32 protein-coding genes are annotated in these 22,081 nt (G+C 62.7%); 7 read left to right on the top strand and 25 right to left on the bottom strand.

Annotated elements, in window-relative coordinates; translation table 11 throughout:
• Positions 1-16: 16 nt before the first annotated feature.
• The 3 genes from FHS03_RS11065 to FHS03_RS11055 all read right to left on the bottom strand — a co-directional run bounded on the left by FHS03_RS11065 (position 17) and on the right by FHS03_RS11055 (position 2,481).
• Complete coding sequence (locus tag FHS03_RS11065; RefSeq protein ID WP_183441032.1) at positions 17-814, bottom strand: transporter substrate-binding domain-containing protein; 798 nt, start codon at positions 812-814, stop codon at positions 17-19.
• 105 nt (positions 815-919) lie between these two features.
• Positions 920-1,756 carry a pyrroline-5-carboxylate reductase gene (gene proC / locus FHS03_RS11060; protein ID WP_183441031.1) on the bottom strand — a complete coding sequence of 279 codons (837 nt, stop codon included), beginning with the start codon at positions 1,754-1,756 and terminating at the stop codon, positions 920-922.
• A complete protein-coding gene (locus FHS03_RS11055; RefSeq protein WP_183441030.1) occupies positions 1,753-2,481 on the bottom strand; it encodes a YggS family pyridoxal phosphate-dependent enzyme in 729 nt (242 codons plus the stop codon). Before FHS03_RS11055 ends, proC begins: the two co-directional genes overlap by 4 nt.
• Positions 2,482-2,556: 75 nt before the next feature.
• Here FHS03_RS11055 and FHS03_RS11050 point away from each other — a divergent pair, with 75 nt between their 5' ends.
• From FHS03_RS11050 to FHS03_RS11035, 4 genes are all read left to right on the top strand, one after another.
• Positions 2,557-3,600, top strand: coding sequence for a type IV pilus twitching motility protein PilT (locus FHS03_RS11050; RefSeq protein WP_050409379.1), 1,044 nt, complete (start codon positions 2,557-2,559; stop codon positions 3,598-3,600).
• Positions 3,601-3,627: 27 nt separating this feature from the next.
• Positions 3,628-4,764, top strand: coding sequence for a PilT/PilU family type 4a pilus ATPase (locus FHS03_RS11045; protein ID WP_183441029.1), 1,137 nt, complete (start codon positions 3,628-3,630; stop codon positions 4,762-4,764).
• Entirely contained in the window at positions 4,764-5,249 is a 486-nt protein-coding gene (locus FHS03_RS11040) for a glutathione peroxidase (RefSeq protein WP_183441028.1), read from the top strand. Before FHS03_RS11045 ends, FHS03_RS11040 begins: the two co-directional genes overlap by 1 nt.
• Before the next feature lie 177 nt (positions 5,250-5,426).
• Entirely contained in the window at positions 5,427-7,901 is a 2,475-nt protein-coding gene (locus FHS03_RS11035; RefSeq protein ID WP_183441027.1) for a putative bifunctional diguanylate cyclase/phosphodiesterase, read from the top strand.
• Here the strand turns inward: FHS03_RS11035 and glcF are convergent.
• Genes glcF through FHS03_RS11020 form a run of 3 tightly spaced genes read right to left on the bottom strand, consistent with a single transcriptional unit; the run spans position 7,888 to position 11,690 of the window.
• On the bottom strand, positions 7,888-9,123 hold the full coding sequence (gene glcF, locus FHS03_RS11030) for a glycolate oxidase subunit GlcF (RefSeq protein WP_183441026.1): 1,236 nt from the start codon (positions 9,121-9,123) through the stop codon (positions 7,888-7,890). The two genes, FHS03_RS11035 and glcF, sit on opposite strands and share 14 nt — an antisense overlap.
• A gap of 4 nt (positions 9,124-9,127) precedes the next feature.
• Positions 9,128-10,189, bottom strand: a complete 1,062-nt coding sequence (glcE, locus tag FHS03_RS11025; protein WP_183441025.1) for a glycolate oxidase subunit GlcE — start codon at positions 10,187-10,189, stop codon at positions 9,128-9,130.
• Between the two features lie 10 nt (positions 10,190-10,199).
• On the bottom strand, positions 10,200-11,690 hold the full coding sequence (locus FHS03_RS11020; RefSeq protein ID WP_183441024.1) for an FAD-linked oxidase C-terminal domain-containing protein: 1,491 nt from the start codon (positions 11,688-11,690) through the stop codon (positions 10,200-10,202).
• Positions 11,691-11,820: 130 nt separating this feature from the next.
• Here FHS03_RS11020 and FHS03_RS11015 point away from each other — a divergent pair, with 130 nt between their 5' ends.
• Positions 11,821-12,375, top strand: a complete 555-nt coding sequence (locus FHS03_RS11015; protein ID WP_183441023.1) for a cob(I)yrinic acid a,c-diamide adenosyltransferase — start codon at positions 11,821-11,823, stop codon at positions 12,373-12,375.
• A gap of 53 nt (positions 12,376-12,428) precedes the next feature.
• Here FHS03_RS11015 and FHS03_RS11010 read toward each other — a convergent pair whose 3' ends face one another.
• From FHS03_RS11010 to FHS03_RS10970, 9 genes are all read right to left on the bottom strand, one after another.
• On the bottom strand, positions 12,429-12,629 hold the full coding sequence (locus FHS03_RS11010) for a hypothetical protein (RefSeq protein ID WP_183441022.1): 201 nt from the start codon (positions 12,627-12,629) through the stop codon (positions 12,429-12,431).
• A 36-nt stretch (positions 12,630-12,665) separates the two neighbouring features.
• The gene (locus tag FHS03_RS11005) at positions 12,666-12,842 is read right to left on the bottom strand and encodes a hypothetical protein (RefSeq protein WP_183441021.1); all 177 of its coding nucleotides are present in this window, start codon (positions 12,840-12,842) and stop codon (positions 12,666-12,668) included.
• 76 nt (positions 12,843-12,918) lie between these two features.
• Entirely contained in the window at positions 12,919-13,104 is a 186-nt protein-coding gene (locus tag FHS03_RS11000) for a hypothetical protein (protein WP_183441020.1), read from the bottom strand.
• Positions 13,105-13,186: 82 nt separating this feature from the next.
• Positions 13,187-13,390, bottom strand: coding sequence for a hypothetical protein (locus FHS03_RS10995; RefSeq protein WP_183441019.1), 204 nt, complete (start codon positions 13,388-13,390; stop codon positions 13,187-13,189).
• Positions 13,391-13,502: 112 nt separating this feature from the next.
• On the bottom strand, positions 13,503-13,700 hold the full coding sequence (locus FHS03_RS10990; protein ID WP_183441018.1) for a hypothetical protein: 198 nt from the start codon (positions 13,698-13,700) through the stop codon (positions 13,503-13,505).
• A gap of 69 nt (positions 13,701-13,769) precedes the next feature.
• Positions 13,770-13,976, bottom strand: a complete 207-nt coding sequence (locus FHS03_RS10985; protein ID WP_183441017.1) for a hypothetical protein — start codon at positions 13,974-13,976, stop codon at positions 13,770-13,772.
• 45 nt (positions 13,977-14,021) lie between these two features.
• The gene (locus FHS03_RS10980; RefSeq protein ID WP_183441016.1) at positions 14,022-14,918 is read right to left on the bottom strand and encodes a LysR family transcriptional regulator; all 897 of its coding nucleotides are present in this window, start codon (positions 14,916-14,918) and stop codon (positions 14,022-14,024) included.
• Positions 14,919-15,049: 131 nt separating this feature from the next.
• Entirely contained in the window at positions 15,050-15,229 is a 180-nt protein-coding gene (locus tag FHS03_RS10975) for a hypothetical protein (RefSeq protein WP_183441015.1), read from the bottom strand.
• Positions 15,230-15,242: 13 nt separating this feature from the next.
• A complete protein-coding gene (locus tag FHS03_RS10970; protein ID WP_183441014.1) occupies positions 15,243-15,437 on the bottom strand; it encodes a hypothetical protein in 195 nt (64 codons plus the stop codon).
• A gap of 373 nt (positions 15,438-15,810) precedes the next feature.
• On the opposite strand from FHS03_RS10970, the gene FHS03_RS10965 reads away from it, so the two are divergent.
• Positions 15,811-17,106, top strand: coding sequence for an SGNH/GDSL hydrolase family protein (locus FHS03_RS10965; RefSeq protein WP_183441013.1), 1,296 nt, complete (start codon positions 15,811-15,813; stop codon positions 17,104-17,106).
• A 54-nt stretch (positions 17,107-17,160) separates the two neighbouring features.
• Here the strand turns inward: FHS03_RS10965 and FHS03_RS10960 are convergent, their stop codons facing one another.
• From FHS03_RS10960 to FHS03_RS10935, 6 genes are all read right to left on the bottom strand, one after another.
• The gene (locus FHS03_RS10960; RefSeq protein ID WP_183441012.1) at positions 17,161-17,364 is read right to left on the bottom strand and encodes a hypothetical protein; all 204 of its coding nucleotides are present in this window, start codon (positions 17,362-17,364) and stop codon (positions 17,161-17,163) included.
• A gap of 17 nt (positions 17,365-17,381) precedes the next feature.
• Entirely contained in the window at positions 17,382-17,570 is a 189-nt protein-coding gene (locus tag FHS03_RS10955; protein WP_183441011.1) for a hypothetical protein, read from the bottom strand.
• A 92-nt stretch (positions 17,571-17,662) separates the two neighbouring features.
• Complete coding sequence (locus tag FHS03_RS10950; RefSeq protein ID WP_221208110.1) at positions 17,663-18,049, bottom strand: glutaredoxin family protein; 387 nt, start codon at positions 18,047-18,049, stop codon at positions 17,663-17,665.
• Positions 18,050-18,527: 478 nt separating this feature from the next.
• Positions 18,528-18,731 (bottom strand): hypothetical protein, encoded by a 204-nt coding sequence (locus FHS03_RS10945; protein ID WP_183441010.1) that lies wholly within the window; start codon positions 18,729-18,731, stop codon positions 18,528-18,530.
• 14 nt (positions 18,732-18,745) lie between these two features.
• Complete coding sequence (locus tag FHS03_RS10940) at positions 18,746-18,931, bottom strand: hypothetical protein (RefSeq protein ID WP_183441009.1); 186 nt, start codon at positions 18,929-18,931, stop codon at positions 18,746-18,748.
• Between the two features lie 354 nt (positions 18,932-19,285).
• Entirely contained in the window at positions 19,286-20,038 is a 753-nt protein-coding gene (locus FHS03_RS10935) for a M48 family metalloprotease (protein ID WP_183441008.1), read from the bottom strand.
• A gap of 50 nt (positions 20,039-20,088) precedes the next feature.
• Here FHS03_RS10935 and FHS03_RS10930 point away from each other — a divergent pair, with 50 nt between their 5' ends.
• Positions 20,089-20,475, top strand: a complete 387-nt coding sequence (locus FHS03_RS10930; protein WP_183441007.1) for a hypothetical protein — start codon at positions 20,089-20,091, stop codon at positions 20,473-20,475.
• Positions 20,476-20,507: 32 nt separating this feature from the next.
• Here FHS03_RS10930 and FHS03_RS10925 read toward each other — a convergent pair whose 3' ends face one another.
• The 4 genes from FHS03_RS10925 to FHS03_RS10910 form a co-directional block, all read right to left on the bottom strand.
• The gene (locus FHS03_RS10925) at positions 20,508-20,696 is read right to left on the bottom strand and encodes a hypothetical protein (protein ID WP_183441006.1); all 189 of its coding nucleotides are present in this window, start codon (positions 20,694-20,696) and stop codon (positions 20,508-20,510) included.
• A gap of 119 nt (positions 20,697-20,815) precedes the next feature.
• Complete coding sequence (locus FHS03_RS10920) at positions 20,816-21,007, bottom strand: hypothetical protein (RefSeq protein ID WP_176349153.1); 192 nt, start codon at positions 21,005-21,007, stop codon at positions 20,816-20,818.
• A 141-nt stretch (positions 21,008-21,148) separates the two neighbouring features.
• On the bottom strand, positions 21,149-21,334 hold the full coding sequence (locus FHS03_RS10915; RefSeq protein ID WP_183441005.1) for a hypothetical protein: 186 nt from the start codon (positions 21,332-21,334) through the stop codon (positions 21,149-21,151).
• A gap of 152 nt (positions 21,335-21,486) precedes the next feature.
• Positions 21,487-21,873, bottom strand: a complete 387-nt coding sequence (locus tag FHS03_RS10910; RefSeq protein ID WP_183441004.1) for a glutaredoxin family protein — start codon at positions 21,871-21,873, stop codon at positions 21,487-21,489.
• Positions 21,874-22,081 lie beyond the last annotated feature (208 nt).

Here is a 22,081-nt window from a genome sequence, read left to right as displayed (position 1 = left end):
AGCGGCACGGTGCGGCTCAGGGCCGCACCGGCTCGCCGATGCGGTATTTCTGGCGCAAGCGCTGCACCAGCCCCTGCTCGCGCTGCAGGAATTGGCTGAACTGCTCCACCACCTCCGGATGCTGCAAGGTCGAGAGGCGGAAGTCCGAACGCGCATGCGGCAGGGCTGGATCGAAAATCAGGCCGCCCGGCGCCTTCAATTCCTCGGCCAGCAGGTAGTTGGCCACATCCACATTCATATACACCACGTCGATATGGTCGGCCAGCGCATGGCGCAGCAGGCCGTCGAAGCTATTGCTGGTGCTGATGGCGATGGCCTTGCTGTCGATGGCCTGGCGGTAGGGCCAGGGCGTGAAGCCGAGCCCCGTGCCCATGCTGCGCACCTCGCTCAGCGGACGGCCGCGGTGGCGCGGCAGCACCATCGCGCCCTCCTCGGTCGACACCACCACATTGCTATAGCTGAGCTTCAAGCCGTGGCGCAGCTCTTCGCGCCATTTCGGATGGTCGGGATATTTGAAATCGAGCGTGCGCTCCTTCAGGAAACGCGTGTACAGGCGGTTGATCGGCAGCGGCACGTAGTCGAAGGCATAGCCTTGCTGGCTGGCGAAAGCGTCCAGCACATCGCGCGCAAAGCCGCGGTAGCGGTTGGCGCCATCCACCGTGTGCAAGGGATAGTACTGCAGGTTTTCGACGCCGACCGTGAAACGTTGGGCCGGCGCGGCGGCGCGGCCGGTGGCCGATACGGAAGCGACGGTAGCCGATGCGAGGACAGCAGCGCACAGCAGGCGGGCTTGCCACCGCAGCTTGATCGTCATCGCTCCCCCAGCAGGCTGCCGCCCCATGGCGGCCGGCGTCCAGCATACCCAAAAGCTTGCATAAATGCCAGCATTCAATCGCTGCCGCATGCCGCGCGCACGATCTCAGTCCTGCGCGCCCAGCTCCTCGCCGAGCTGCTTGCCGCGCGCGGCGGCGGCGCGCATGGCGCCGCCGATGGCGGCTTTGACGCCGCTTTGCTCCATGCTGCTCAGAGCCGCATACGTGGTGCCGCCCTTCGAGGTGACGCGCTCGCGCAGCACCGACACCGGCTCGTCCGACTGCAGCGCCAGCTGGGCCGCGCCGGCAAAGGTGGCCAGCGCCAGTTCGCGGCCCTGCTCGGCCGTCAAGCCCAGTTCTTCAGCCGCTGCCTGCATCGCTTCGATGAAGTAGAAGACATAGGCCGGGCCGCTGCCCGACACCGCCGTGACCGGATCGATCAGCGCTTCCTTCTCGACCCACACCGTGCTGCCGACGGCGCGCATGATGTGGTCGGCCGCGTCGCGCTGCTGGGCCGTGACGCCGGGCGCCGCCACCATGCCCGTCACGCCCTGGCCGATCAGGGCCGGCGTATTCGGCATGGTGCGCACGATGGCCGCGTAGCCGCCCAGCCAGCGCGCCAGGTCGGCGCTGCGGATGCCGGCCGCGATCGACAGCAGCAGCGGCTGGCGGCCCGCCTCCTGCGCCAGATCGAGCAGGGGCTTGAGCTGGCTGGCCACCTCGCGCATGCTTTGCGGCTTAACCGCCAGCACGATCACCTCGGCCGCCGGCACGCGTTCATCGAGCTCGGTCGCGGCCGACACGCCATGCGCCGTGAACAGCTTGTCCAGCGCGGCCGGATTGGGATCGACCACATGGATGTTACCGCCCGGCGCCAGCTTGCCCGCCAGCCCGGCGATCAGGGCGGAAGCCATATTGCCGCCGCCGATAAATGCAATCTTCATATTGATTCCTTGTTGTAGTGGCGCGCGCCGAAAATCGCGCTGCCGACGCGCACGATGGTGGCGCCCTCCACGATGGCGGCCCGCATATCGGCCGACATGCCCATCGATAGTGTATCGAGTTCCAGCCCATCGGCGCGCAAGCTATCGAACAGCTGGCGCAGCGCGGCAAAGGCGGCGCGCTGGCGCGCGAAATCGTCTTCCGGCTCGGGAATCGCCATCAGGCCGCGCAGGCGCAGGTTCGGCAGGTCCACGACCTGGCGCGCCAGCGCCGCCACTTCCTGCGGCGCCACGCCGCTTTTGCTGGCCTCGCCGCTGATATTGACTTGCAGGCAGATGTTGAGCGGGCCCCGTTCCGGCGGGCGCTGCTCCGACAGGCGCTGCGCGATCTTCGCGCGCTCGACCGTATGCACCCAGTCGAAGTGGCTGGCGATGGGGCGCGTCTTATTGCTCTGGATCGGGCCGATGAAATGCCATGCCAGCGCCGCCTCGGCCAAACCCAGGCCCGGCAAGGCTTGCGCCACGGCCGCCACCTTGTCCACGCCTTCCTGCACATAGTTCTCGCCGAAGGCGCGCTGGCCGGCCTGGGCGGCTTGCAGCACCGCATCCGCGCCGAAGGTCTTGGAGACTGCCAGCAATTGCACGCTGTCCGGCGCCCGCCCCGCCTCGCGCGCGGCGGCAACAATGTTCTCGGTAACGGCTTGCAAGTTCTGGGTGATTGTGGACATAATCAAATGGGCTGGTTCAGGGTAGCGGATCAGGCAGCGCGGCAAACGCCATCTTTTCAGGCACAGGGATTATAAATGGACATCTCCGAACTTCTCGCATTCTCCGTCAAGAACAAGGCATCGGACCTGCACCTCTCGGCCGGTCTGCCGCCGATGATACGGGTGCATGGCGATGTACGGCGCATCAACCTGCCGCCGCTGGAGCACAAGGACGTGCACGGCATGATCTATGACATCATGAACGACGGCCAGCGCAAGGCGTATGAGGAAATGCTCGAATGCGACTTCTCCTTCGCCATACCGGGCCTGGCGCGCTTCCGCGTCAACGCCTACAACCAGGAGCGCGGCGCCTCGGCCGTGCTGCGCACGATTCCCTCCAAGATCCTGTCGCTGGAGGAGCTCAACGCGCCGCGCATCTTCGCCGAATTCGCGCTCAGGCCGCGCGGCCTGGTGCTGGTGACGGGACCGACCGGTTCCGGCAAATCGACCACGCTGGCGGCCATGATCAACCATCTCAACGAAAACGAGTATGGCCACATCCTGACCATCGAAGACCCGATCGAATTCGTGCACGAATCGAAGAAGTGCCTCATCAACCAGCGCGAAGTGGGGCCGCACACCCTGTCCTTCAATAACGCGCTGCGCTCGGCCTTGCGCGAAGACCCGGACGCCATCCTGGTGGGCGAGCTGCGCGACCTGGAAACCATCCGCCTGGCCCTGTCGGCGGCCGAAACCGGCCACCTGGTGTTCGGCACCCTGCACACCTCGTCGGCCGCCAAGACCATCGACCGTATCGTCGACGTCTTCCCGGCCGAGGAAAAGGAGATGGTGCGCGCCATGCTGTCCGAATCGCTGCAGGCGGTGATCTCGCAGACCCTCTTGAAAACCAAGGACGGCTCGGGCCGCGTAGCGGCGCACGAGATCATGGTCGGCACGCCGGCCATCCGCAACCTGATCCGCGAAGCCAAGATCGCGCAGATGTATTCGGCCATCCAGACCGGCAGCAATGTGGGCATGCAGACACTGGACCAGAACCTCACGGACCTGGTGCGGCGCAATGTGATTTCGGCCGCCGCCGCGCGTTCGGCCGCCAAGATTCCGGAAAACTTTCCCGGCTAAGCAATCCAGTAAAGGCAAACACGCACCATGGAACGCGACCAGGCATCCAAATTCATGTTCGACCTGCTGCGCCTGATGGTCAGCAAAAAAGGCTCGGACCTGTTCATCACGGCCGGCTTCCCGCCCGCCATCAAGATCGACGGCAAGCTCACACCGGTGTCCAACCAGGTGCTGACCTCGGCCCACACGGCCGACCTGGCGCGCTCGATCATGAACGACAAGCAGACCGCCGGCTTCGAGCTGACCAAAGAAGCCAACTTCGCCATCAGTCCCGGCGACCTGGGCCGCTTCCGCGTCTCGGCCTTCGTGCAAATGAGTTCCGTCGGCATGGTGCTGCGCACGATTAACAGCGCCATCCCCAAGCTGGAAGACCTGGGCCTGCCCGAGGTGCTGAAGGAGATCATCATGGCCAAGCGCGGCCTGGTGATCATGGTGGGCGCCACCGGCTCCGGCAAATCGACCACGATGGCGGCTATGGTGGGCTACCGCAACGAGAACAGCCACGGCCACATCATCACCATCGAAGACCCGGTGGAATTCGTCCACCCGCACAAGAACTGCATCATCACCCAGCGCGAAGTGGGGGTGGATACCGAAGACTGGGAAGTGGCGCTGAAAAACACCCTGCGCCAGGCGCCAGACGTGATCCAGATCGGCGAGATCCGCGACCGCCAGACCATGGACCACGCCATCGCCTTCGCCGAAACCGGCCACCTGTGCCTGGCCACGCTGCACGCCAACAGCGCCAACCAGGCGCTCGACCGCATCATCAACTTCTTCCCCGAGGAACGCCGCCAGCAGCTACTGATGGACCTGTCGCTGAACCTGAAAGGCATGATCTCGCAGCGCCTGATTCCGCTCAAGGAAGCCAAGGGCCGCGCCGTCGCCATCGAGATCATGCTCAATTCGCCGCTGATCTCGGACCTGATCTTCAAGGGCCAGGTGCACGAGATCAAGGAGCTGATGAAGAAGTCGCGCGAACTCGGCATGCAGACTTTCGACCAGTCCCTGTTCGACCTGCACGAAGCGGACAAGATCAGCTACGAGGACGCGCTGCGCAACGCCGACTCGGTCAACGACCTGCGCCTGACCATCAAGCTGGAAGGCAAGGCCGCCAAGACGCGCGACCTGTCGGCCGGCACCGAACATCTGGGGATCATCTGATGACCACCGTCTTCGACTTCCAGGCCGAAAGCCTGTCCGGCCAGCAGGTCGACCTGGCGCAGTACCGCGGCAAGGTGCTGCTGATCGTGAACACAGCCAGCAAATGCGGCTTCACGCCGCAGTACGAGGGCCTGGAGGCGCTCTACCGCCAGTTCCAGGAACGCGGCGTGGTGGTGCTGGGCTTTCCCTGCAACCAGTTCCTGCAGCAGGAGCCGGGCACCGGGGACGATATCGCCGCCTTCTGCACCCTGAACTATGGCGTCAGCTTCCCCCTGTTCGCGCGCATCGACGTCAATGGCGAGCATGCCCATCCCCTGTTCCAGCATTTGAAGAAAAGCGCGCCCGGCCTGCTCGGCACGCAAGCGATCAAATGGAATTTCACCAAATTCCTGATCCGCAAGGATGGCAGCGTCTACGAGCGCTATGCCCCAGCCACCAAGCCGGCCGAGATTTTGCCGGACGTGGAAAAGCTGCTCGCTGAATAAACTTCGGCAATCGGCCGGCAATCCGCATCTAAAAAGGAATAAGTCTCGTTTCGCCAAAAATGAAATCGTTTTCATTTCTCTTGTGCATTTAAGTATCTTTCAGAGTAATAATTAAAAAAACTACTCGATCGTTTAACAATGCAGCTGCCGGCGAAATTCCTGTCGTCCTGGATGCGGATGGGCACATACTCTCGCCTGTTCATTCCGATTTTCCTCATCATCGCCGTGGTGGTGGGGCTGCGCTATACGCTGCTGATCGAGTCGGAAAGCGCCAGCGAGCAGGCGCGCTACCAGTCCGAGTCGCAGCAGTTCGCCACCTGGCTCGCCACCACGCTGGCGCCGGCCGCCCTGCACGGCAAGGCCGCCGACATGGCCGCGCAACTGGCCAAGGCCGCCAATCTGAACGGCGACGTCGCCATGATCCGCTGGGAAGATGGCGCGGGACAGCGGCGCGCCCTGGCCGCGCGGCCGCTGGGCGAACTGCGCTACCCCGCCTGGCTGGAAAATCTGGCCGGCATGCAGGCCGACTATTATCTGGTGCCGCTGCCGCCGTCCGAAGGCGGCGGCCTGCTGGAGCTGTGGTTCCAACCCGCGCGGCCGCTGGCCCGGGTCTGGCAGACGCTGCGCCAGCAGGCGCTGATCTCGGCGCTGAATATTGTCATCATCTACGCCCTGCTCGGCCTGCTGATCTTCGCCAACCACCGCATGCTGCGCCGGCTGGCGCGCGCCACCAGCGCCTTCCGCAACGGCCAGCACGATGTGCGCATGCACGTCGGCGGCAGCCTGGAAGCGCGCGCCCTGGCCACCACCTTCAACGATATGGCGGAACGGGTGCAAGGCTTGCTGCAGTCGCTGCAGTCGGAAAAGGAACGCATCGAAGTCACGCTGGCATCGATCGGCGAGGCCGTCATCACCACCGACCTGGAAGGCAGGATCGTCAGCCTGAACGAGGCGGCGCAGGCGCTCACCGGCTGGCCCGCTTCACGCGCGCGCGGGCGCGAGCTGCACGCGGTGCTGGTGCTGGCGAACAGCTTCGGCCAGCGCACCCTGCTCAAGACCATGGCCGATATCTGCGCGGGCGGCGGCGTGGTCAAGGCGCAAAACCAGAGCCTGCGCCACAGCTCCGGCGTGCACTTCAATGTCGAGTATTCGGCGGCGCCGATCCGCAAGGCCAGCGGAGAAGGCCGAGGAGAGATGCAGGGCGCGGTGCTGGTGCTGCGCGACGTCAGCGAGAAGCGCAACCTGCTGCAGCAGATGACCTGGCAAAGCCAGCACGACGTGCTGACCGGCCTGCCCAACCGCAATGCGCTCGCCGCCCGCTTCGAGCAGGAGTTGGCGCAGGCGCGCGAAGACCATAGCCTGCTGGCCGTGTGCCTGTTCGACCTCGACCACTTCCAGCAGGTGAACGAGCGTGGCGGCCAAGGCTTGGGCGACGACATCCTCAAGCAGGTGGCCAGCCGCCTGCACGATTTCGCCATGCCGCGCCACTACGCGGCGCGCCTGGGCGGCGACGAGTTCGTGCTGCTGCTGCCTGGCCAGGGCAGCCGCGCCGCCGTGGAAGAGATCATGCTCCAGCTGATGGCGGTGCTGGGCCGCGGCTACCGCTGCCAGACACAAACCGTGTCGATCAGCGCCAGCGCCGGCGTGGCCCTGTATGAGGGCAATGAGATCAGCGCCGACAATCTGCTGCGCCACGCCGACCAGGCGCTGTACCAGGCCAAGGTGCGCGGACGCGGCACCGTGCACTTCTTCGACGCCGACCTCGATCAGCAGGTGCGCACCCACCACAACCGCCGCACCGAAGTGCGCGAGGCGCTGGAGGCGGGCGAGCTGCTGCTGTACTACCAGCCCAAGATGGATATGCGCCAGGGGCGCATCTTCGGCATGGAGGCGCTGCTGCGCTGGCGCCATCCCAAGCGCGGCATCGTCGGCCCGCTGGATTTCCTGCCGATCGTCGAACATACCGAGCTGATTGCCGATATCGGCGAATGGGTCATGCGCCAGGCGCTGCGCCAGCTCGACGCCTGGCGGCGCGAGGGGCGCGAATGGATGGTCAGCGTGAACGTGGCCGCCTACCACCTGCAGCGCGCCGATTTCGTCGAGCGCCTGCAAAGCATCCTGGCCGAATTCCCGGCGGTGCCGCCGCAGCGGCTGGAGCTGGAAATCCTGGAGTCGTCGGCCCTGCGCGACCTGGCCCATGTGCGCGCCACCATCCTCGCCTGCCAGCAGCTGGGCGTGAGCTTCGCGCTCGACGATTTCGGCACCGGCTACTCGTCCATGTCCTATCTGAAGCGGCTGCCCGCCAATGTGCTGAAGATCGACCAGGGCTTCGTGCGCAATATGCTGGAGGACCGCGACGACCTGCATCTGGTGAACGCGGTGATCGGCCTGGCGCGCGCCTTTGGCCGCGGCGTGATCGCGGAAGGCGTGGAAACGGTGGCGCATGGCGCGCTGCTGATGCGCCTGGGCTGCGATCTGGCGCAGGGCTATGGCATTGCGCGGCCCATGCCGGGCGAGGCCGTCGGCGCCTGGGCCGACGGCTTTGTCGTCTCGCCCGAGTGGCAGGCGGCGGCCCAGCTGCCGCCGCTCAGCAATCTGCACGAGATCGGCGGCGCCCCGGCCAACCAGCTGGCCCTGTTCAGTCCCGGCTAGCGGCGGCCAGGGCGCGGTCGACCAGCTCGATCCAGTGCTCGACCGGCGTGTCCGTGCCCGCCTGCAGATGGGTGAGGCAGCCGATATTGGCCGACACGATGCGGCTGGCGCCCGTTTCCGCCAGATTTTCCAGCTTGCGTTCGCGCAGTTGCAGCGACAACTCCGGCTGCAGCAGCGAATACGTCCCGGCCGAACCGCAGCATAGATGCGCGTCGGCGCATAGGCGCACATCGACGCCGATGGCGCGCAGCACGCCCTCCACCTTGCCGCGAATCTGCTGGCCATGCTGCAAGGTGCAGGGCGGGTGATAGGCGACGCGCTCCTCGACCGGGCCGACGCGGCGCGCCAGCTCCTGCTCGAACGCGGGCAGGAGTTCGCTCAGATCGCGCGTCAGTTCGGCAATACGCCGCGCCTTGGCGGCGTAGCGCGCGTCGTGCGCCAGCAGGTGGCCGTATTCCTTGACCGTGACGCCGCAGCCGGACGCCGTCATCACGATGGCTTCCGCGCCGGCTTCCACGTACGGCCACCAGGCGTCGATATTGCGGCGCATATCGTCCAGGCCCGCCGCCTGGTCGTTCAGGTGGTAGCGCAGCGCGCCGCAGCAGCCTGCCTTGGGCGCGCGCTGCAGCTCGATACCCAGCGCATCCAGCACGCGCGCGGTGGCGGCATTGATATTGGGCGCCAGGCCGGGCTGCACGCAGCCATCCAGCAGCAGCATCTTGCGCGCATGGCTGCGCTGCGGCCAGGCGCCGCCGCCGCGCATGGGCGGCAGCTTGTCCTGCAAGGGCTTGGACAGCAGCGGCCTGAATAGCTGGCCGGCGCGCAGGGCGGCGGTGAACAGCGCCTTGCGCGGCAAACCTTCCTTCAGCACATAGCGCAGGATGCGCTGCGGCAGCGGGCGCGGCACGCGCTGCTCGACGATCTTGCGGCCGATGTCCACCAGACGGCCGTATTGCACGCCGGAGGGACAGGTGCTTTCGCAGTTGCGGCACGTCAGGCAGCGGTCGAGGTGGATCTGGGTCTTGGCGCTGACGGGCGCGCCCTCCAGCACCTGCTTGATCAGGTAGATGCGGCCGCGCGGACCATCCAGTTCGTCGCCCAGCAATTGGTAGGTGGGACAGGTGGCCGTGCAAAAGCCGCAGTGCACGCAGGCGCGCAGGATGGCTTCCGCCTCGTCGCCCTCGCGCGTGTTCTTGATGAAGTCAGCCAGATTGGTTTGCATATGCTCAGTACATGCGGCCGGGGTTGAAGATGCCGGCCGGGTCGAAGGCCAGCTTCAGGCGTTCATGGATGCGCGCGAGCGCGGGCTGCAGCGGATGGAACACGGAGAGTCCATCCTGCGGCGCGGCATCGCGGCGGTACAAGGTGGCATGCCCGCCCGCCGCCGCCACGCTGCGGCGGATGCCGCCGGCATCGCCGTCCGCCACCTTGAGCCAGCGCTGCGCGCCGCCCCACTCGATCAACTGCTCGCCGCGCAGCACCTGGGCGCTGGCGGCCGGCGGCAGCGACAGCCGCCACAGCGCGCCGCCATTGAAGTAGTCATGCGTCTGGTCGCGCAAAGCCGCCCAGAACGCCGCGCCGTCGTCCAGCGGCGCGCCGCCAAGACGGCGCAAGGCCGCCTGCACCGCCGCTTCGGCGCCGGACAGGCGCAGCGTCAGCCTGTCCCGATGCCAGCTGGAGGCCGAAATGGGCAGCGGCTGCCCGGCCCACTCATTCAGATAACGCAGCGCGCTGATCTCGTCCATCTCGAAGCGAATGCTGGTTTCGCATGGCGGCAGCGGCAGCACTTTCAGCGACACTTGCGTGATCAGTCCCAGCGTGCCGAGCGAGCCGGCCAGCAGGCGCGAGACATCGTAGCCGGCCACATTCTTCATGACCTGGCCGCCGAAATTCAGCACTTCGCCGCGCCCATCCAGCAATTGCGCGCCCAGCACGAAATCGCGCACGGCGCCGGCACTGGCGCGGCGCGGCCCCGAAAGGCCGGCCGCCACCACACCGCCGATGGTGCTGCCGCCTTGGCCGAAACGCGGCGGCTCGAACGCCAGCATCTGCCCGTGCTGCGCCAACAGGGCTTCGATCTCGGCCAAAGGCGTGCCGCAGCGCGCCGTGATGACCAGCTCCGTCGGTTCGTAGTCCACCACGCCGGTGTAGGCCCGCGTGTCGAGCACCTCGCCTTGCAGGCCTTGCCCGTACCAATCCTTGCTGCCGCCACCGCGCAGGCGCAGCGGCGACTTGCGCGCCGTGGCCGCATGGATCCGTTCAATGAAACCCGCCAATATCGACTGCAAAATCGCTCCTTCAGAAACGCGGCAAGCCGGCGTGCGGCAGGACGCCGCCCGTGACCCGCATCTTGCCGAATTCCGCGCAGCGGTTCAGCGTGGGAATGGCCTTGTTGGGATTGAGCAGTCCGGGCGGATCGAAAGCGCGCTTGACGCCGAAGAAGGCTTCCAGCTCGGCCACCTTGAACTGGGCGCACATGGAATCGATCTTCTCGATGCCCACGCCATGCTCGCCGGTGATGGTGCCGCCCACTTCCACGCACAGGGCCAGGATCTCGGCGCCGAAGGCTTCGGCGCGCTGCAACTCGTCCGGCTGGTTGGCGTCGAACAGGATCAGCGGATGCAGATTGCCGTCGCCGGCGTGGAAGACATTGGCGCAGCGCAGCCCGTACTTGCCCTCCACCTCAGCGATGCCGGTCAGCACCCGCGCCAGATGCTTGCGCGGGATGGTGCCATCCATGCAGTAGTAGTCGGGCGAGATGCGGCCCGCCGCCGGGAAGGCGTTCTTGCGGCCGGACCAGAAGCGCATCCGCTCCTGCTCGCTGGACGAGACCTGGATCGCGCCGGCGCCCGCCCCTTCCAGCACCGCCTTCATGCGCGCGATTTCCTCTTCCACCTCCTCCGGCGTGCCGTCCGCCTCGCACAGCAGGATGGCGGCGGCCCCGGTGTCGTAGCCGGCCTGCACGAAAGGCTCGACCATGCACGCCGAGGTCTGGTCCATCATCTCCAGCCCGGCCGGGATGATGCCGGCCGCGATCACCCGCGCCACCGCGTTGCCGCCCGCCACCACGCTGTCGAACGACGCCATGATGACGCGCGCCACGGCCGGCTTGGGCACCAGCTTGACCGTGACCTCGGTGACGATGCCCAGCATGCCTTCCGAGCCGATGAAGGCGGCCAGCAGGTCCAGGCCCGGCGCATCGAGCGCCTCGCCGCCCAGCTCCACCACATCGCCCTCGATGGTGGCCATGCGCACGCGCAGCACATTGTGCACCGTCAGCCCGTATTTCAGACAGTGCACGCCGCCCGAATTTTCGGCCACATTGCCGCCGATGGTACAGGCGATCTGCGAAGACGGGTCGGGCGCGTAATACAGGCCGTACGGCGCGGCCGCGTCCGAGATCGCCAGGTTGCGCACGCCCGGCTGCACCACCGCCGTGCGCGCATACGCGTCCAGGCGCACGATGCGGTTCAGGCGCGCGGTGGACAGCACCACCCCATCGGCAATCGGCATCGCCCCACCCGACAGACCGGTGCCCGCGCCGCGCGGCACGATGGGTACCTGCATGTCGCGGCAGACCTTGAGCACGGCCAGCACTTCCTGCTCCGACTGCGGCAGGGCCACCACCATGGGCGGCTGGCGGTAGGCCGACAGGCCGTCGCATTCATAAGGACGAGTGTCCTCCAGGTCGGACAGGATGCTCGCTGGCGGCAATAGTGCGCGCAGGGCCGCCGCAACGCTCTGCTGGCGCGCGGCGCTGAAGGCCGGCTGGGGTCTGGCAAGAGTCATGGATTCGTCGTGAAAACGCAGATCGAACCCCGATTGTATGTTCAAAAACGCAAGCCGGGCGAAAACGCGGGACGCGAGCGGCGATTTTGTCGTATCCTCCCAGCATTCTTAAACGCGCAAGGAAGACACCATGGGCAATCGACTCTCGAAAATCGCCACCCGCACCGGCGACAACGGCACCACCGGCCTGGGCGACGGCAGCCGCACCAGCAAGGACAGCGTGCGCGTGCACGCCATGGGCGATGTGGACGAGCTGAATTCGACCATCGGCCTGCTGCTGTGCGAAGCCATGCCGGATGAGATGCGCGAAGAGCTGGTGATGATACAGCACGACCTGTTCGACCTGGGCGGGGAGTTGTGCATTCCCGGCTACCAGATGATCAAGGAAGAGCATGTCGAGCGCCTCGACGCGCTGCTGGAGAAGTACAACGCCACCCTGCCGGCGCTGACCGAATTCATTCTGCCGGCCGGTTCGCGCGCCGCGTCGATCGCGCATGTCTGCCGCACAGTGTGCCGCCGCGCCGAACGCGCCATCGTCACGCTGGGCAAGGAGGAGAATATCCACGACCATCCGCGCCAGTATGTGAACCGCCTGTCCGACCTGATGTTCGTGCTGGCGCGCGTGCTGAACCGCTTTGCCGGCGGCAGCGACGTGCTGTGGCGCCACGACCGCAAGCGCGGCTGAAACGCAAAAGGCGGCGGGCCGGCATCCGCCCTCGCCGCCTCATTTCATGGCATTCAGATGCCGACACCCCGGCACTTGTTGATGCAATTGCGGTATGGGGTAAAGCAGACCGACGGACGCGGATGATCCTCCATGCAGGCATTGCGCTCGATCAGGCATTGCTCGCGGCATTCGGCCTCGCTGCCTTCCGCCATGGCGTAGGAACTGGCTGCGGCGCAGGCAAAGATAAAGAATCCAAGTTTCTTAAGCATCATATTTCTCCTTGTCGAAGGCGGGACTGGAATGCCGGCTTAACGGGTGCAGCGGCGCATGCAGCGGCCATACTCGGTGTGGCAGATCGCTCTCGGCGTGCTGCTTGCCTCGCAACGTTCGAGACGGCGCTCGCAGCTGACTTCGCAGTTGTCGGCAAAAGCGTACGAACTGCCCATGGCGCAGGCAAAGATAAAGAGTCCCAGTTTTTTAAACATCTTCTATTCCATTCATGACTGATTGGTGGATGGAGCTACCGCGCTTGGTCAGGTCCAAGGCGATGTATACCTCTGCTTAAGCGCAGCCCGAGATGCAATCGGAGTACTGTTCCGCGCATTGATCCTGAGGCGTTCCCCTGTTAATGCAGCCCTTGTATTGGTTGAAGCAGAAGGAGTCGCAGAAAGGCGGACGCGCGGTGGCGACGCTTGCCGACAGGGCGGTCGCGGCGGCAAACAGGAAAAGCGCGAGTTTTTTGTACATGGTGTCTCCTTTTTTGTGGTTGTAACAGACAGGGAACGCCGCCTGGCCTGCAGCATGGACGCCATAGGCCAGGCGGAATGACTCAGGCCGGCGGATAACGGCAATCGCGGTTGCACTGCAGGAGTTCGCGGCGGCATGCTGCCGAATCGATGCCCGAGCCAAGGCACTCGTTGTAATCGAGGCGGCACTGGGCCAGGCAGCCGCCTGGTGCGGCGATGGCGGTGGTGATCGATGCCGACAGCGCGGCAGCGGCGGCGAACAGGAACACGGCAAGTTTCTTGAACATGGGACGCTCCTTCAGTTGAGGTTCATGAACCGAAATCACAGCGGAAGATGCAGCACAGCGCAATTTTCAAAAGACATTTTGAGACTGGCGCCAGCGCCAGTCTCACGCTCCCTTAAGGAATTTGGATACCGCAGGCTTGCAGGCATCTCCAATAGTTCTCCTCGCAGGTTTCCTGATTGGCATTGGGATTGCCATTGCAGTGGTTATGCTCGATATAGCAGATGGTGCAATGATCGTAGCTGGCGCTGGCCAGAGAGGAGGAGAGCGCGGCAACGGCGGCAAATACGAACAGGGCAAGTTTCTTGTGCATGTTTATCTCATTAGGTGAGGTTGAAGAGAGGCGGCGCCGCTGCAAGCAGCGGCGCCTTTACGCCATCTTTTATTGGCCGATCGCACTGCAATGCGCGATGCAGCGGCTGTATTCGGCAAAGCAGTTGGAAGGGCGCGGTTCCTGGTTCACGCAATCGTAGCGGTCGAACAGGCATTGCTGGCGGCACTCGGTCTGGGCAAACGCTTGGGAACTGCTCACCGCATAGGACGAGCCGGCGGCGCAGGCAAAGAGGAAGAAGGCCAGTTTCTTGAACATCGTTTTTCCTTTCATTGATGGTTGTACTACGAACACTGCCGCGAATTACTCCATTCCCGGCATTTTTTGCAGCCAGAGCTGCAACTGCTCGATAAACATGCGCGCCCTGGCTGGCTGATAACGGCGCGAGGGGTACAGCAGGTGCAGCTCCTGCGCTTCGCCGCACCACTTGGGCATCACATGGCGCAGCTGGCGCGCCGCCACCAGGTCATGCACCAGCCATGCCGGACAAAGGGCAATGCCACTGCCCTGCAGCAGGCTGTCGCGGATGGCGAGCGCATTGTTGACGCGGTAGCGCCCCTGTGTCTGCACCGTTACCTCCCGCTCGCCATTGCGTAAAACGACGGTGCTGCCGCCGCTCCACGCATAGCGGATATAGTTGTGCTGCACCAGTTCCTGCGGCTGGCGCGGCGCCGGATGGCGGCGCAGATACGCCGGCGATGCCACCAGCCAGCGCGGCGAACTGCCGACGCGGCGCGCCACGGCGTTCTGCGGCAGGTCGCGGCCATGACGCAGCACCACATCCATACCCTCCTCCACCATATCGACCATGCGGTCGTTCAGGATCAGCTCCACTTCCATCGCCGGATAGCGGCGCAAAAAATCCTGCACGAAGCTATTCAGGCTGAACTGCCCCAACGCCACCGGCGCATTCACGCGCAGCAGGCCGGAACTGGCGGCGCCTTCGCCGCGCACATCGGCCACGGCTTCGGCATATTCATCCAGCACGGCCTTGGCGCGCTCGTAAAAGCGCCGGCCCTGCGCCGTGGCGCTCAAGCTGGCCGTGCTGCGTTCCAGCAGACGCACGCCAAGATCGTCCTCCAGCGCGGCCAGCACCTTGCTCACCGTGGGCTGGGTCGTATTCTGTTCGCGGGCGACAGCGGAAAAGCTGCCCAGCTCCACCGCCCTTACAAAGAAATGCAATGATCGTATCGTGTCCATAGCCATCCATCATTCGTTTTTGGAATGATAGCAGCCATGGACACGGCCGCTTCTAGTTCCGGCGTTTTTTACAGCGGGCATAGATGCCTTCGCATCTGTCCATGCAGTTTTGATACATCATCGTGCAAATATCAATACTCGCAACGGCGCCAGCATTCCTCGTAGATCCGATCGCACAGGCCGGCGCGCACGCCGCGCTCCAGGCAACCGTGGTACTCGGAAAGGCACATGCTGCAGTCCTCCACGGCACCGGCCGTGCCGTACGCCATGCTCAGACCCAGCGCAAATATGAATGTAATTTTTCTCAGCATGCCCTGTCCTTTCTTAGTGCTGAGGGTATGCGCAATCGTCGTAGCACTGGAGCAGGATGACGCGGCAATCCGCCGGATTCTCGCCGTTGCTGACGCAGGCGCGGTAGTCGATGTAGCACTGGGCGCGGCAATCGGGACGTGCGGTGGCGAGCGATGCCGACAGGGCGGCGGCGGCGGTGAACACAAACAAGGCCATTTTTTTGTACATGGGATTCTCCTTCAGATCAGATTCAGGAACCGAGACTGCAACGGTACATGCACATGCTGTATTCACCGCTGCACAAGCTGGGTGGTTTGCCGTGCGCATTGCAGAAAGCTAATTTTTCGGCGCACTGGGGTTCGCAGAAACCGGCTGCCATGGCGTAGGAAGCGCTCAAGCCCAGAGCAAAGATGAATGCGATTTTCTTCAACATCGGATTTTCCTTTTTCTAATATGGACACAAAGGTTGTTCCGGATAGCGCCTGTCCTTTAACGCCACCCATTCCAAATGAGAATAAGCCTCAGTCGTTTCTGCCGTCTTCCCGCATGAAACCATGTTAGCTAAGCTTTCCTTGTCCTTGTTTACTACGGAGAAAGCTTCATGTTTCTGTCCCGACCATTCGCTACCGCCGCCATGCTGGCGGCACTTGCCATCCCGCTGCACCACGCCGCCGCTGCGGAAACGCAATGGCAGACCAGCTGGTACAGCGCCGCGCATCCCGCCTGGAATGCCGATTTCATCCTGCCGACCAATATGCCGGCCAAGCTACAGCAGCAAACCGTGCGCGAAGTGCTGCGTCTTAGCAGCGGCGGCGCGCAGTTGCGCGTCACCTTCTCCAACCGCTACGGCAGCACGCCGCTGGTGATCGGCGCCGCGCAGGTCGCGCGCACGGCGGGCAGCGACAGCGATGCGCAAGCTGCCACCTCCGCCATCGATGCCGCCAGCAGCCGCGCCTTGCGCTTCGGCGGCCAGCCCGGCGTGACCGTGGCGCCCGGCGCCGTCGCCACCAGCGATCCCCTGCCCTATCCGGTGCAAGCCTTGCAGCGCCTGAGCGTTTCCGCCTGGCTGCCGCAGGCCGCGCCGCTCAGCACCTTCCACTGGGGCGCGCAGCAGACCGGCTTTATCGCCGCCGGCAACCTGGTCGCCGCCGCCGCCCTGCCCGGCAGCCTGCCGCTGCAAGGGCGCGCCTTCCTTAATTCCGTTCAGGTGGATGGCCCGGCGCATGCCGCCTTTACCATCGTCACCCTGGGCGACTCCATCACCGACGGCAATGGCTCCACGCCCGACCGCAACCGCCGCTGGCCCGACTATCTCGCCGCGCGCCTGGCGCAGCAAGGCATTCCGGCCGGCGTGGCGAATGCCGGCATTTCCGGCGCCCGCCTGCTGAGCGACGGCATGGGCGTCAAAGCCGCCGATCGCCTGCAGCACGATGTGCTCGACCAGCCCCACGCCGGCGCCCTCGTCCTCATGCTCGGCACCAACGATATCGGCTGGCCGGGCAGCGCGCTGGCGCCGAAGGAAGCCCCCATGACGGCCGAGCGCCTGATCGCCGGCTACCGCGCCCTCATCGAGCGCGCCCGCCAACGCCAGCTGCGCGTAATCGGCGCCACGCTGCCGCCATTCGCCGGAGCGCTGAGCGGCACGCCGATCACGGACTACGATTCGCCGGCCAAGGACGCCCTGCGGCGCCAGGTCAACGGCTGGATCCGCAACAGCGGCGCCTTCGATGCCGTGGCCGATTTCGATGCCGTGCTGCGCGATCCCGCCCATCCCGAACGCCTGCTGCCCGCCTACGATTCCGGCGACCATCTGCATCCCAACGATGCCGGCTTCCAGGCCATGGCCAATGCCATCGACCTGCCAGCCTTGTTCAAAAACGCCGCACTCGCTCGCTAAAACTGTTCCGCTAATGACAAAGGGCGCCGTTCACGAACGGCGCCCTTTTTTTAGTTAGGGATATTTCACCGCGCACTGCGTGCGGCAACGATCGAGCTCACGCACACAGGCTTGCGAGCCGGGGCGTTGCGGCACTTGACGGCACATTTCCCAGGTCGCTTCGCAGCTATCGACGCACAGGTCATAGCCCAGATTGGCGGAAGCGTAGGACGTTCCCAGTCCCAGCGCGAATACGAAGAAAGCGATTTTCTGCAGCACGGATTTTTTCCTTTTTCTTAGTTTGCGTTGCAATACGCCATGCACTGCTTGTAGTTGCGCAGGCAAGTCGGTGGCTTAGGCCAGCCGTTGTCCAGGCAGGCCTGATAGAAATCGAAGCACTCGCTCGCGCAGTCTTCGTTGGCTGCGAACGCAAAACCGCTGCCCATCGCCATCGCAAAAATGAAGAAACCGAGTTTTTTCAACATGTGTTTATCTCCTAGTGAAAATGCGGACGATAGGACTCCCGCAGCGCCAGACCGTCCGGTATCTGGCGCCGTTTTATGCAGCGGCGATGGGCTTAGTTGGCGAACTTCTTCAGTGCATCCTCGACGGCTGCCTGGTTGAAGCCTTCGATGCGGCGATTGCCGATGAGGATCATGGGGACGCCGCCGCCACCCAGTTGCGCGAATTCCTTCTTGGCCTTCTCGGACTGGTCGACATAGAGATCGGCGAAAGCGATCTTGTGTTCCTTCAGATAAGCGCGAGTCTTGATGCAGAAGGGACAGGTTTCCGTGCCATACACCACCACCTTGGTCGTGGTGTCGGGGAAGTAAGCCGCGTAATTGCCTTCGACGTAAGGCTTCTTGAACATGGCGGGCAGTTTGGCGATTGCCAAGCCGGCCCCCAGGCCTGCCGCCAGGATCACCACATATGCCGCCACCGTTTTGAGCTTTTTACCAATCATTTGTCTACCTCGATCCCTGAACACAAAAATTTTAATAACAGGAAGCCAGGCCGCGAGCCATGGCAGGCTTGCAGCTTTAAATAGGCTATCAAAAGAAAACTATGCGCTTATGTGGCAGGGAGGCAAGCGGTAGTGCAGGAAATGCTCGAACCCAGCGCGGGTACAACGAAGGAAAATTTTTTTATCATTTTTGTCTCGTATTGTGAATTATCCACGGCGACAGCTGCATTGCGCGACACCGTTTAAACGCCACTTATTTCCATTCCGACGACATTTTATATTTGGCAATAATTCCGCCAAGGCCACAATAAAACAGCAAAAAAGCTGTGTCAAGAAATTCATGAGAATAGAAGAAAATCTCATGAAAAATGCGACGCTATTAATTTAATAGTAATTGCGCCGCAGGCTTGATAAGCGCGGGACCAGCCGTTCCGCTGGCGCGGCAGGCTGGTCCCGGCTTGCAGAAAGCTATCGGCTGTTAGCCATATAGCTGCTTGCAATTGGAGTTGCAGCGCTGCCATTCATTGAAGCAGGCATTGGGGTCGAGCCAAGTCGGATTCGAGCGGCAGCCTTCCCAGCTTGCGCCGCAATCATCGAGACACAGCATATATTCCTGGCTGCTTGCAGCGTAGGCCGTTCCCAGACCCAGGGCAAAAACAAAGAAAGCGATTTTTTTCAGCATAAGCTCTCCTCAGTTTAAGGTTCGCAATGGGTCTGGCAATACTGGTAATTGCGCAGGCAGACCGCAGGTTTCGTCACGCCGTTCTCCAGGCAGGCTTGGTAAGTTTCGAAGCAGTCACCGGTGCAGATACCGCCCGCGGCCAGCGCAAAGCCGCTGCCCATCGCCATTGCAAAAATGAAGAAACCAAATTTTTTCAGCATAAGATCATTTCCTTGAGAAAGTACGGACGACAAAGGTCCCAGCGCCAGACTGTCCGGTATCTGGCACCATTTTCTGAAACAATGGGATATGTTACTTAGCGAACTTCTTCAGCTTCGGCGCAAAATTTCTTACGAAGGCCTTGCCCGAATTCTGAATTAACAACGGCGACATCTCATACGATGACGCCGCCAAACATCACTCATTATCATTCCAGCGATATTTTATATTTGGCAATAATTTCGCCAGGGCCACAATAAATCAGCAAAAAATCCATGTCAAGAAATTCATGCAAGTTTATCGAATCGGCATAAAACTCATAAGCTATTAACTTAATAGTATTTATCGGAAATGGCCTACTCGCCAAAAAGGCGGGCCATGCCGCGCGCGGTGGCCTGACGCGACCAGGGTGTGGGGTAGGCACTCAGCAAAGCGCCGCCGTCCGCCCCGGCCGCCAATTTGCGGTAGAAGCTGACCATGGCACTGCCGGGCCAACCGGCGCGGTGGGTCAGCACCATGCCCAATTGGTCGGCTTCGCGCTCCTGCAGGTGGTTGAGGGTGGATAGGCGCAGCTGCAGGGAAAGGTCGGAGTCGAGCCGCTCCAGCATCACATCCGGCGGCAAGGCATAGGGGCGCACCAGCAGCAAGGCTTCGGACAGGGTTTCGCGGTGGTGCTCGGCCACGGCATGGGCAATCTCATGGCCCAGCAAGGTGGCCAGCTCGCCGTCATCGAGCATCAGGCGGCCGACGAAGGCGGCGCCCACCAGGATTTTGCCGCCGGCCAGGCACATGGCGTCGACCTCGGGGGCGCTGGTCACATGGAATTCCCAGTCCCACTGGGCGCTTTCCGGCTTCAATTCGGCTGCCGCCTGCAACAAGCCGGTAGCGATGGCCCGCAAACGCCGCAGCAGGGAGCGGTCCTCATCCAGGCGGCCTTGTGCCGCCAGCTCGACCACTTGGCTGATATAGCGCTCTTCCATCGCCAGCGCCACTTCCTCGGACGCGTAGCGCAGCTCCTGCCAACGGCCGGAATCGGGAACTTGCCCATGCGCGCCCGCACATGGCGCAAGCGCCAGGCAGAGTGCCGGCAGCAGCGCGACGATCTTCATAGCCGCCTCGATATAAACTGTTTATATCAATATAGCCGACGCTGAACAGCATGCAAGAACGGGATCGAAAGATGAAATACGGCGGACGGGGAACGGCAGGAATTGTGGACGGCGGTGGGTGGCGGTGGGTGGCGGTGGACGGCGGTGGACGCCGCCACGGCGGTGGCGGCGGGATTGATGCGCGCAAGGCAGAGCCGGAGCCGCTGCCTTGGCCGGTCACAACGGCTTTATTCCGTCGTGCAGGTTCTCAGGCACTGGCGATACACCTCGATGCACTTAGGCTTGTTACCGAAGTCCCGGCAAGACTGGAGTTCCCAATAGCACTGCTCGCAATCCACGCTGGCAACCGCCAGCGAAGCGGACAATGCGGCAGCGGCAGCGAAGACGAAAACGGCAATTTTTTTCATTCTACGTTGGTCCTGTGGACAAAGAGTTAACAAACAATGGTTGATGCTTTCAGCGGCTCGGCTTACAGGCCTTCGCAGCTCATCAGGCAAACACCCAGCTCGCCGGCGCAATCATCGCTCAGACCTTTCCACTCGCAATAGTTGTAGATGTTATGGCAGTTCTGCTCGCAGCGCTCGAAAGCGCTGCCGCCGTTGGCCAGGGCGGAGAAGGAGCAGGCGGCGGCGAACAGGAAGATACCCAGTTTTTTCATGATTTTTTCCATCCGGGACATGGTTATGACCGCAACGCCGCTGTCCCTTGCGCGGCGCGCAGCAAATCGGCAAGACTTCCGGCTATGCGCGGCTGAGTCCGTGAAAACCACCTCGCTGCTTAACGGCAGCTACGGCGGCACATGGTGTACGCGAAGTCGCACATATACGCTTCGTAAACGCCGTCCTCGATGCAGCTCGTGTGGGTATCGCTGCAGCGCTGCAGACAGGTTTCACGGTCGGCGGCGCCGGCGAACGATGCGGACAGCGCGGCGGCGGCGGCAAAGACGAAGAGCAGAACTTTCTTATGCATGATTTTTCCTTTTCAGTTTTCCAGCAATCGATTGCAAGAGATGGCCTGATACCGTACAGGCCATTGACGACGCATCAACACCTGCCGGCAGCGAGGCCGCGAGGGCAAACCAGCTTGCCACCTCCGCCCTGTCTTTACGAATTATGGAATGCAGGTGGCGCGGCACTCGCGATAGAGGCGGCTGCAGTAGATGCGGATGGGGGAATCCATGCACTGCTCCAAGCGCGTATCGCACTCGTCGCAGTAAACGGGGTTGGCCGCGCCAGCCAGCGAAGCGGATAAGGCGGTGGCGGCTGCAAACACGAAGAAGGCAATTTTTTTCATCATGACTCAAATTCCTTTCTGTTAGTTTCAACGCTCGATTAACGATGGATGGCCTGAAAACAACCCGGCCGGCCTGCCGGTACGACAAAACTGCAGACAATATGGCGCCTTCAGAGTCGGATCATTCCGACCCCGCTGCACATATAAAAGGGAATTTAGTTGACGAACTTTTTCAGCGCGTCGTCGAGAGCGGCTTGATTGAAGCCTTCAATGCGGCGATTACCAACGAGAATCATGGGCACGCCACCGCCGCCCAATTGGCCGAATTCTTTCTTGGCCTTTTCCGAATTATCGACGTATAAATCGGCAAAGGCGATATTGCGCTCTTTCAGATAGGCGCGGGTTTTAATACAGAAGGGACAGGTCTCCGTGCCATACACCACAACCTTGGTGCTGGTGTCGGGAAAATAGGCAGCGTAATTGCCTTCAACATAGGGCTTTTTGAACATGGCCGGCAACTTCGCCAGGCCGAGACCTACACCCAGGCCAGCCGCCAGGATGAGAATATAGACGGCTACGACTTTAATTTTCTTTCCGATCATCTCCAGCGCCTTTGTAATGTTCTATTTTATTTAGTTTGGTCATTTAGCAAGAATGACTCCACGGCAACAATAGTGCAGCCCAAAACCCATGTCAAGAATATTCATGAGCATAGAAAAATTCTGCATTCAAAATACGACGCTATTAATTTAGTAGTAACTATGTTCCGTGGCGCGATTTATAAAAAAAGCGGCGCACACGGCGCCGCTT

Source organism: Pseudoduganella violacea, from assembly GCF_014191875.1.
GTDB lineage: Bacteria > Pseudomonadota > Gammaproteobacteria > Burkholderiales > Burkholderiaceae_D > Rugamonas > Rugamonas violacea_A.
This window is presented reverse-complemented; position numbering and strand designations above follow the sequence as displayed.

Coding starts and splice junctions, on each gene's coding strand:
- FHS03_RS11065 (WP_183441032.1), bottom strand. CDS start 814: ATGACGATCAAGCTGCGGTGGCAAGCCCGCCTGCTGTGCGCTGCTGTC.
- proC (WP_183441031.1), bottom strand. CDS start 1,756: ATGAAGATTGCATTTATCGGCGGCGGCAATATGGCTTCCGCCCTGATC.
- FHS03_RS11055 (WP_183441030.1), bottom strand. CDS start 2,481: ATGTCCACAATCACCCAGAACTTGCAAGCCGTTACCGAGAACATTGTT.
- FHS03_RS11050 (WP_050409379.1), top strand. CDS start 2,557: ATGGACATCTCCGAACTTCTCGCATTCTCCGTCAAGAACAAGGCATCG.
- FHS03_RS11045 (WP_183441029.1), top strand. CDS start 3,628: ATGGAACGCGACCAGGCATCCAAATTCATGTTCGACCTGCTGCGCCTG.
- FHS03_RS11040 (WP_183441028.1), top strand. CDS start 4,764: ATGACCACCGTCTTCGACTTCCAGGCCGAAAGCCTGTCCGGCCAGCAG.
- FHS03_RS11035 (WP_183441027.1), top strand. CDS start 5,427: ATGGGCACATACTCTCGCCTGTTCATTCCGATTTTCCTCATCATCGCC.
- glcF (WP_183441026.1), bottom strand. CDS start 9,123: ATGCAAACCAATCTGGCTGACTTCATCAAGAACACGCGCGAGGGCGAC.
- FHS03_RS11020 (WP_183441024.1), bottom strand. CDS start 11,690: ATGACTCTTGCCAGACCCCAGCCGGCCTTCAGCGCCGCGCGCCAGCAG.
- FHS03_RS11015 (WP_183441023.1), top strand. CDS start 11,821: ATGGGCAATCGACTCTCGAAAATCGCCACCCGCACCGGCGACAACGGC.
- FHS03_RS11010 (WP_183441022.1), bottom strand. CDS start 12,629: ATGATGCTTAAGAAACTTGGATTCTTTATCTTTGCCTGCGCCGCAGCC.
- FHS03_RS11005 (WP_183441021.1), bottom strand. CDS start 12,842: ATGTTTAAAAAACTGGGACTCTTTATCTTTGCCTGCGCCATGGGCAGT.
- FHS03_RS11000 (WP_183441020.1), bottom strand. CDS start 13,104: ATGTACAAAAAACTCGCGCTTTTCCTGTTTGCCGCCGCGACCGCCCTG.
- FHS03_RS10995 (WP_183441019.1), bottom strand. CDS start 13,390: ATGTTCAAGAAACTTGCCGTGTTCCTGTTCGCCGCCGCTGCCGCGCTG.
- FHS03_RS10990 (WP_183441018.1), bottom strand. CDS start 13,700: ATGCACAAGAAACTTGCCCTGTTCGTATTTGCCGCCGTTGCCGCGCTC.
- FHS03_RS10985 (WP_183441017.1), bottom strand. CDS start 13,976: ATGTTCAAGAAACTGGCCTTCTTCCTCTTTGCCTGCGCCGCCGGCTCG.
- FHS03_RS10980 (WP_183441016.1), bottom strand. CDS start 14,918: ATGGACACGATACGATCATTGCATTTCTTTGTAAGGGCGGTGGAGCTG.
- FHS03_RS10975 (WP_183441015.1), bottom strand. CDS start 15,229: ATGCTGAGAAAAATTACATTCATATTTGCGCTGGGTCTGAGCATGGCG.
- FHS03_RS10970 (WP_183441014.1), bottom strand. CDS start 15,437: ATGTACAAAAAAATGGCCTTGTTTGTGTTCACCGCCGCCGCCGCCCTG.
- FHS03_RS10965 (WP_183441013.1), top strand. CDS start 15,811: ATGTTTCTGTCCCGACCATTCGCTACCGCCGCCATGCTGGCGGCACTT.
- FHS03_RS10955 (WP_183441011.1), bottom strand. CDS start 17,570: ATGTTGAAAAAACTCGGTTTCTTCATTTTTGCGATGGCGATGGGCAGC.
- FHS03_RS10950 (WP_221208110.1), bottom strand. CDS start 18,049: ATGATTGGTAAAAAGCTCAAAACGGTGGCGGCATATGTGGTGATCCTG.
- FHS03_RS10945 (WP_183441010.1), bottom strand. CDS start 18,731: ATGCTGAAAAAAATCGCTTTCTTTGTTTTTGCCCTGGGTCTGGGAACG.
- FHS03_RS10940 (WP_183441009.1), bottom strand. CDS start 18,931: ATGCTGAAAAAATTTGGTTTCTTCATTTTTGCAATGGCGATGGGCAGC.
- FHS03_RS10935 (WP_183441008.1), bottom strand. CDS start 20,038: ATGAAGATCGTCGCGCTGCTGCCGGCACTCTGCCTGGCGCTTGCGCCA.
- FHS03_RS10930 (WP_183441007.1), top strand. CDS start 20,089: ATGCAAGAACGGGATCGAAAGATGAAATACGGCGGACGGGGAACGGCA.
- FHS03_RS10925 (WP_183441006.1), bottom strand. CDS start 20,696: ATGAAAAAACTGGGTATCTTCCTGTTCGCCGCCGCCTGCTCCTTCTCC.
- FHS03_RS10920 (WP_176349153.1), bottom strand. CDS start 21,007: ATGCATAAGAAAGTTCTGCTCTTCGTCTTTGCCGCCGCCGCCGCGCTG.
- FHS03_RS10915 (WP_183441005.1), bottom strand. CDS start 21,334: ATGATGAAAAAAATTGCCTTCTTCGTGTTTGCAGCCGCCACCGCCTTA.
- FHS03_RS10910 (WP_183441004.1), bottom strand. CDS start 21,873: ATGATCGGAAAGAAAATTAAAGTCGTAGCCGTCTATATTCTCATCCTG.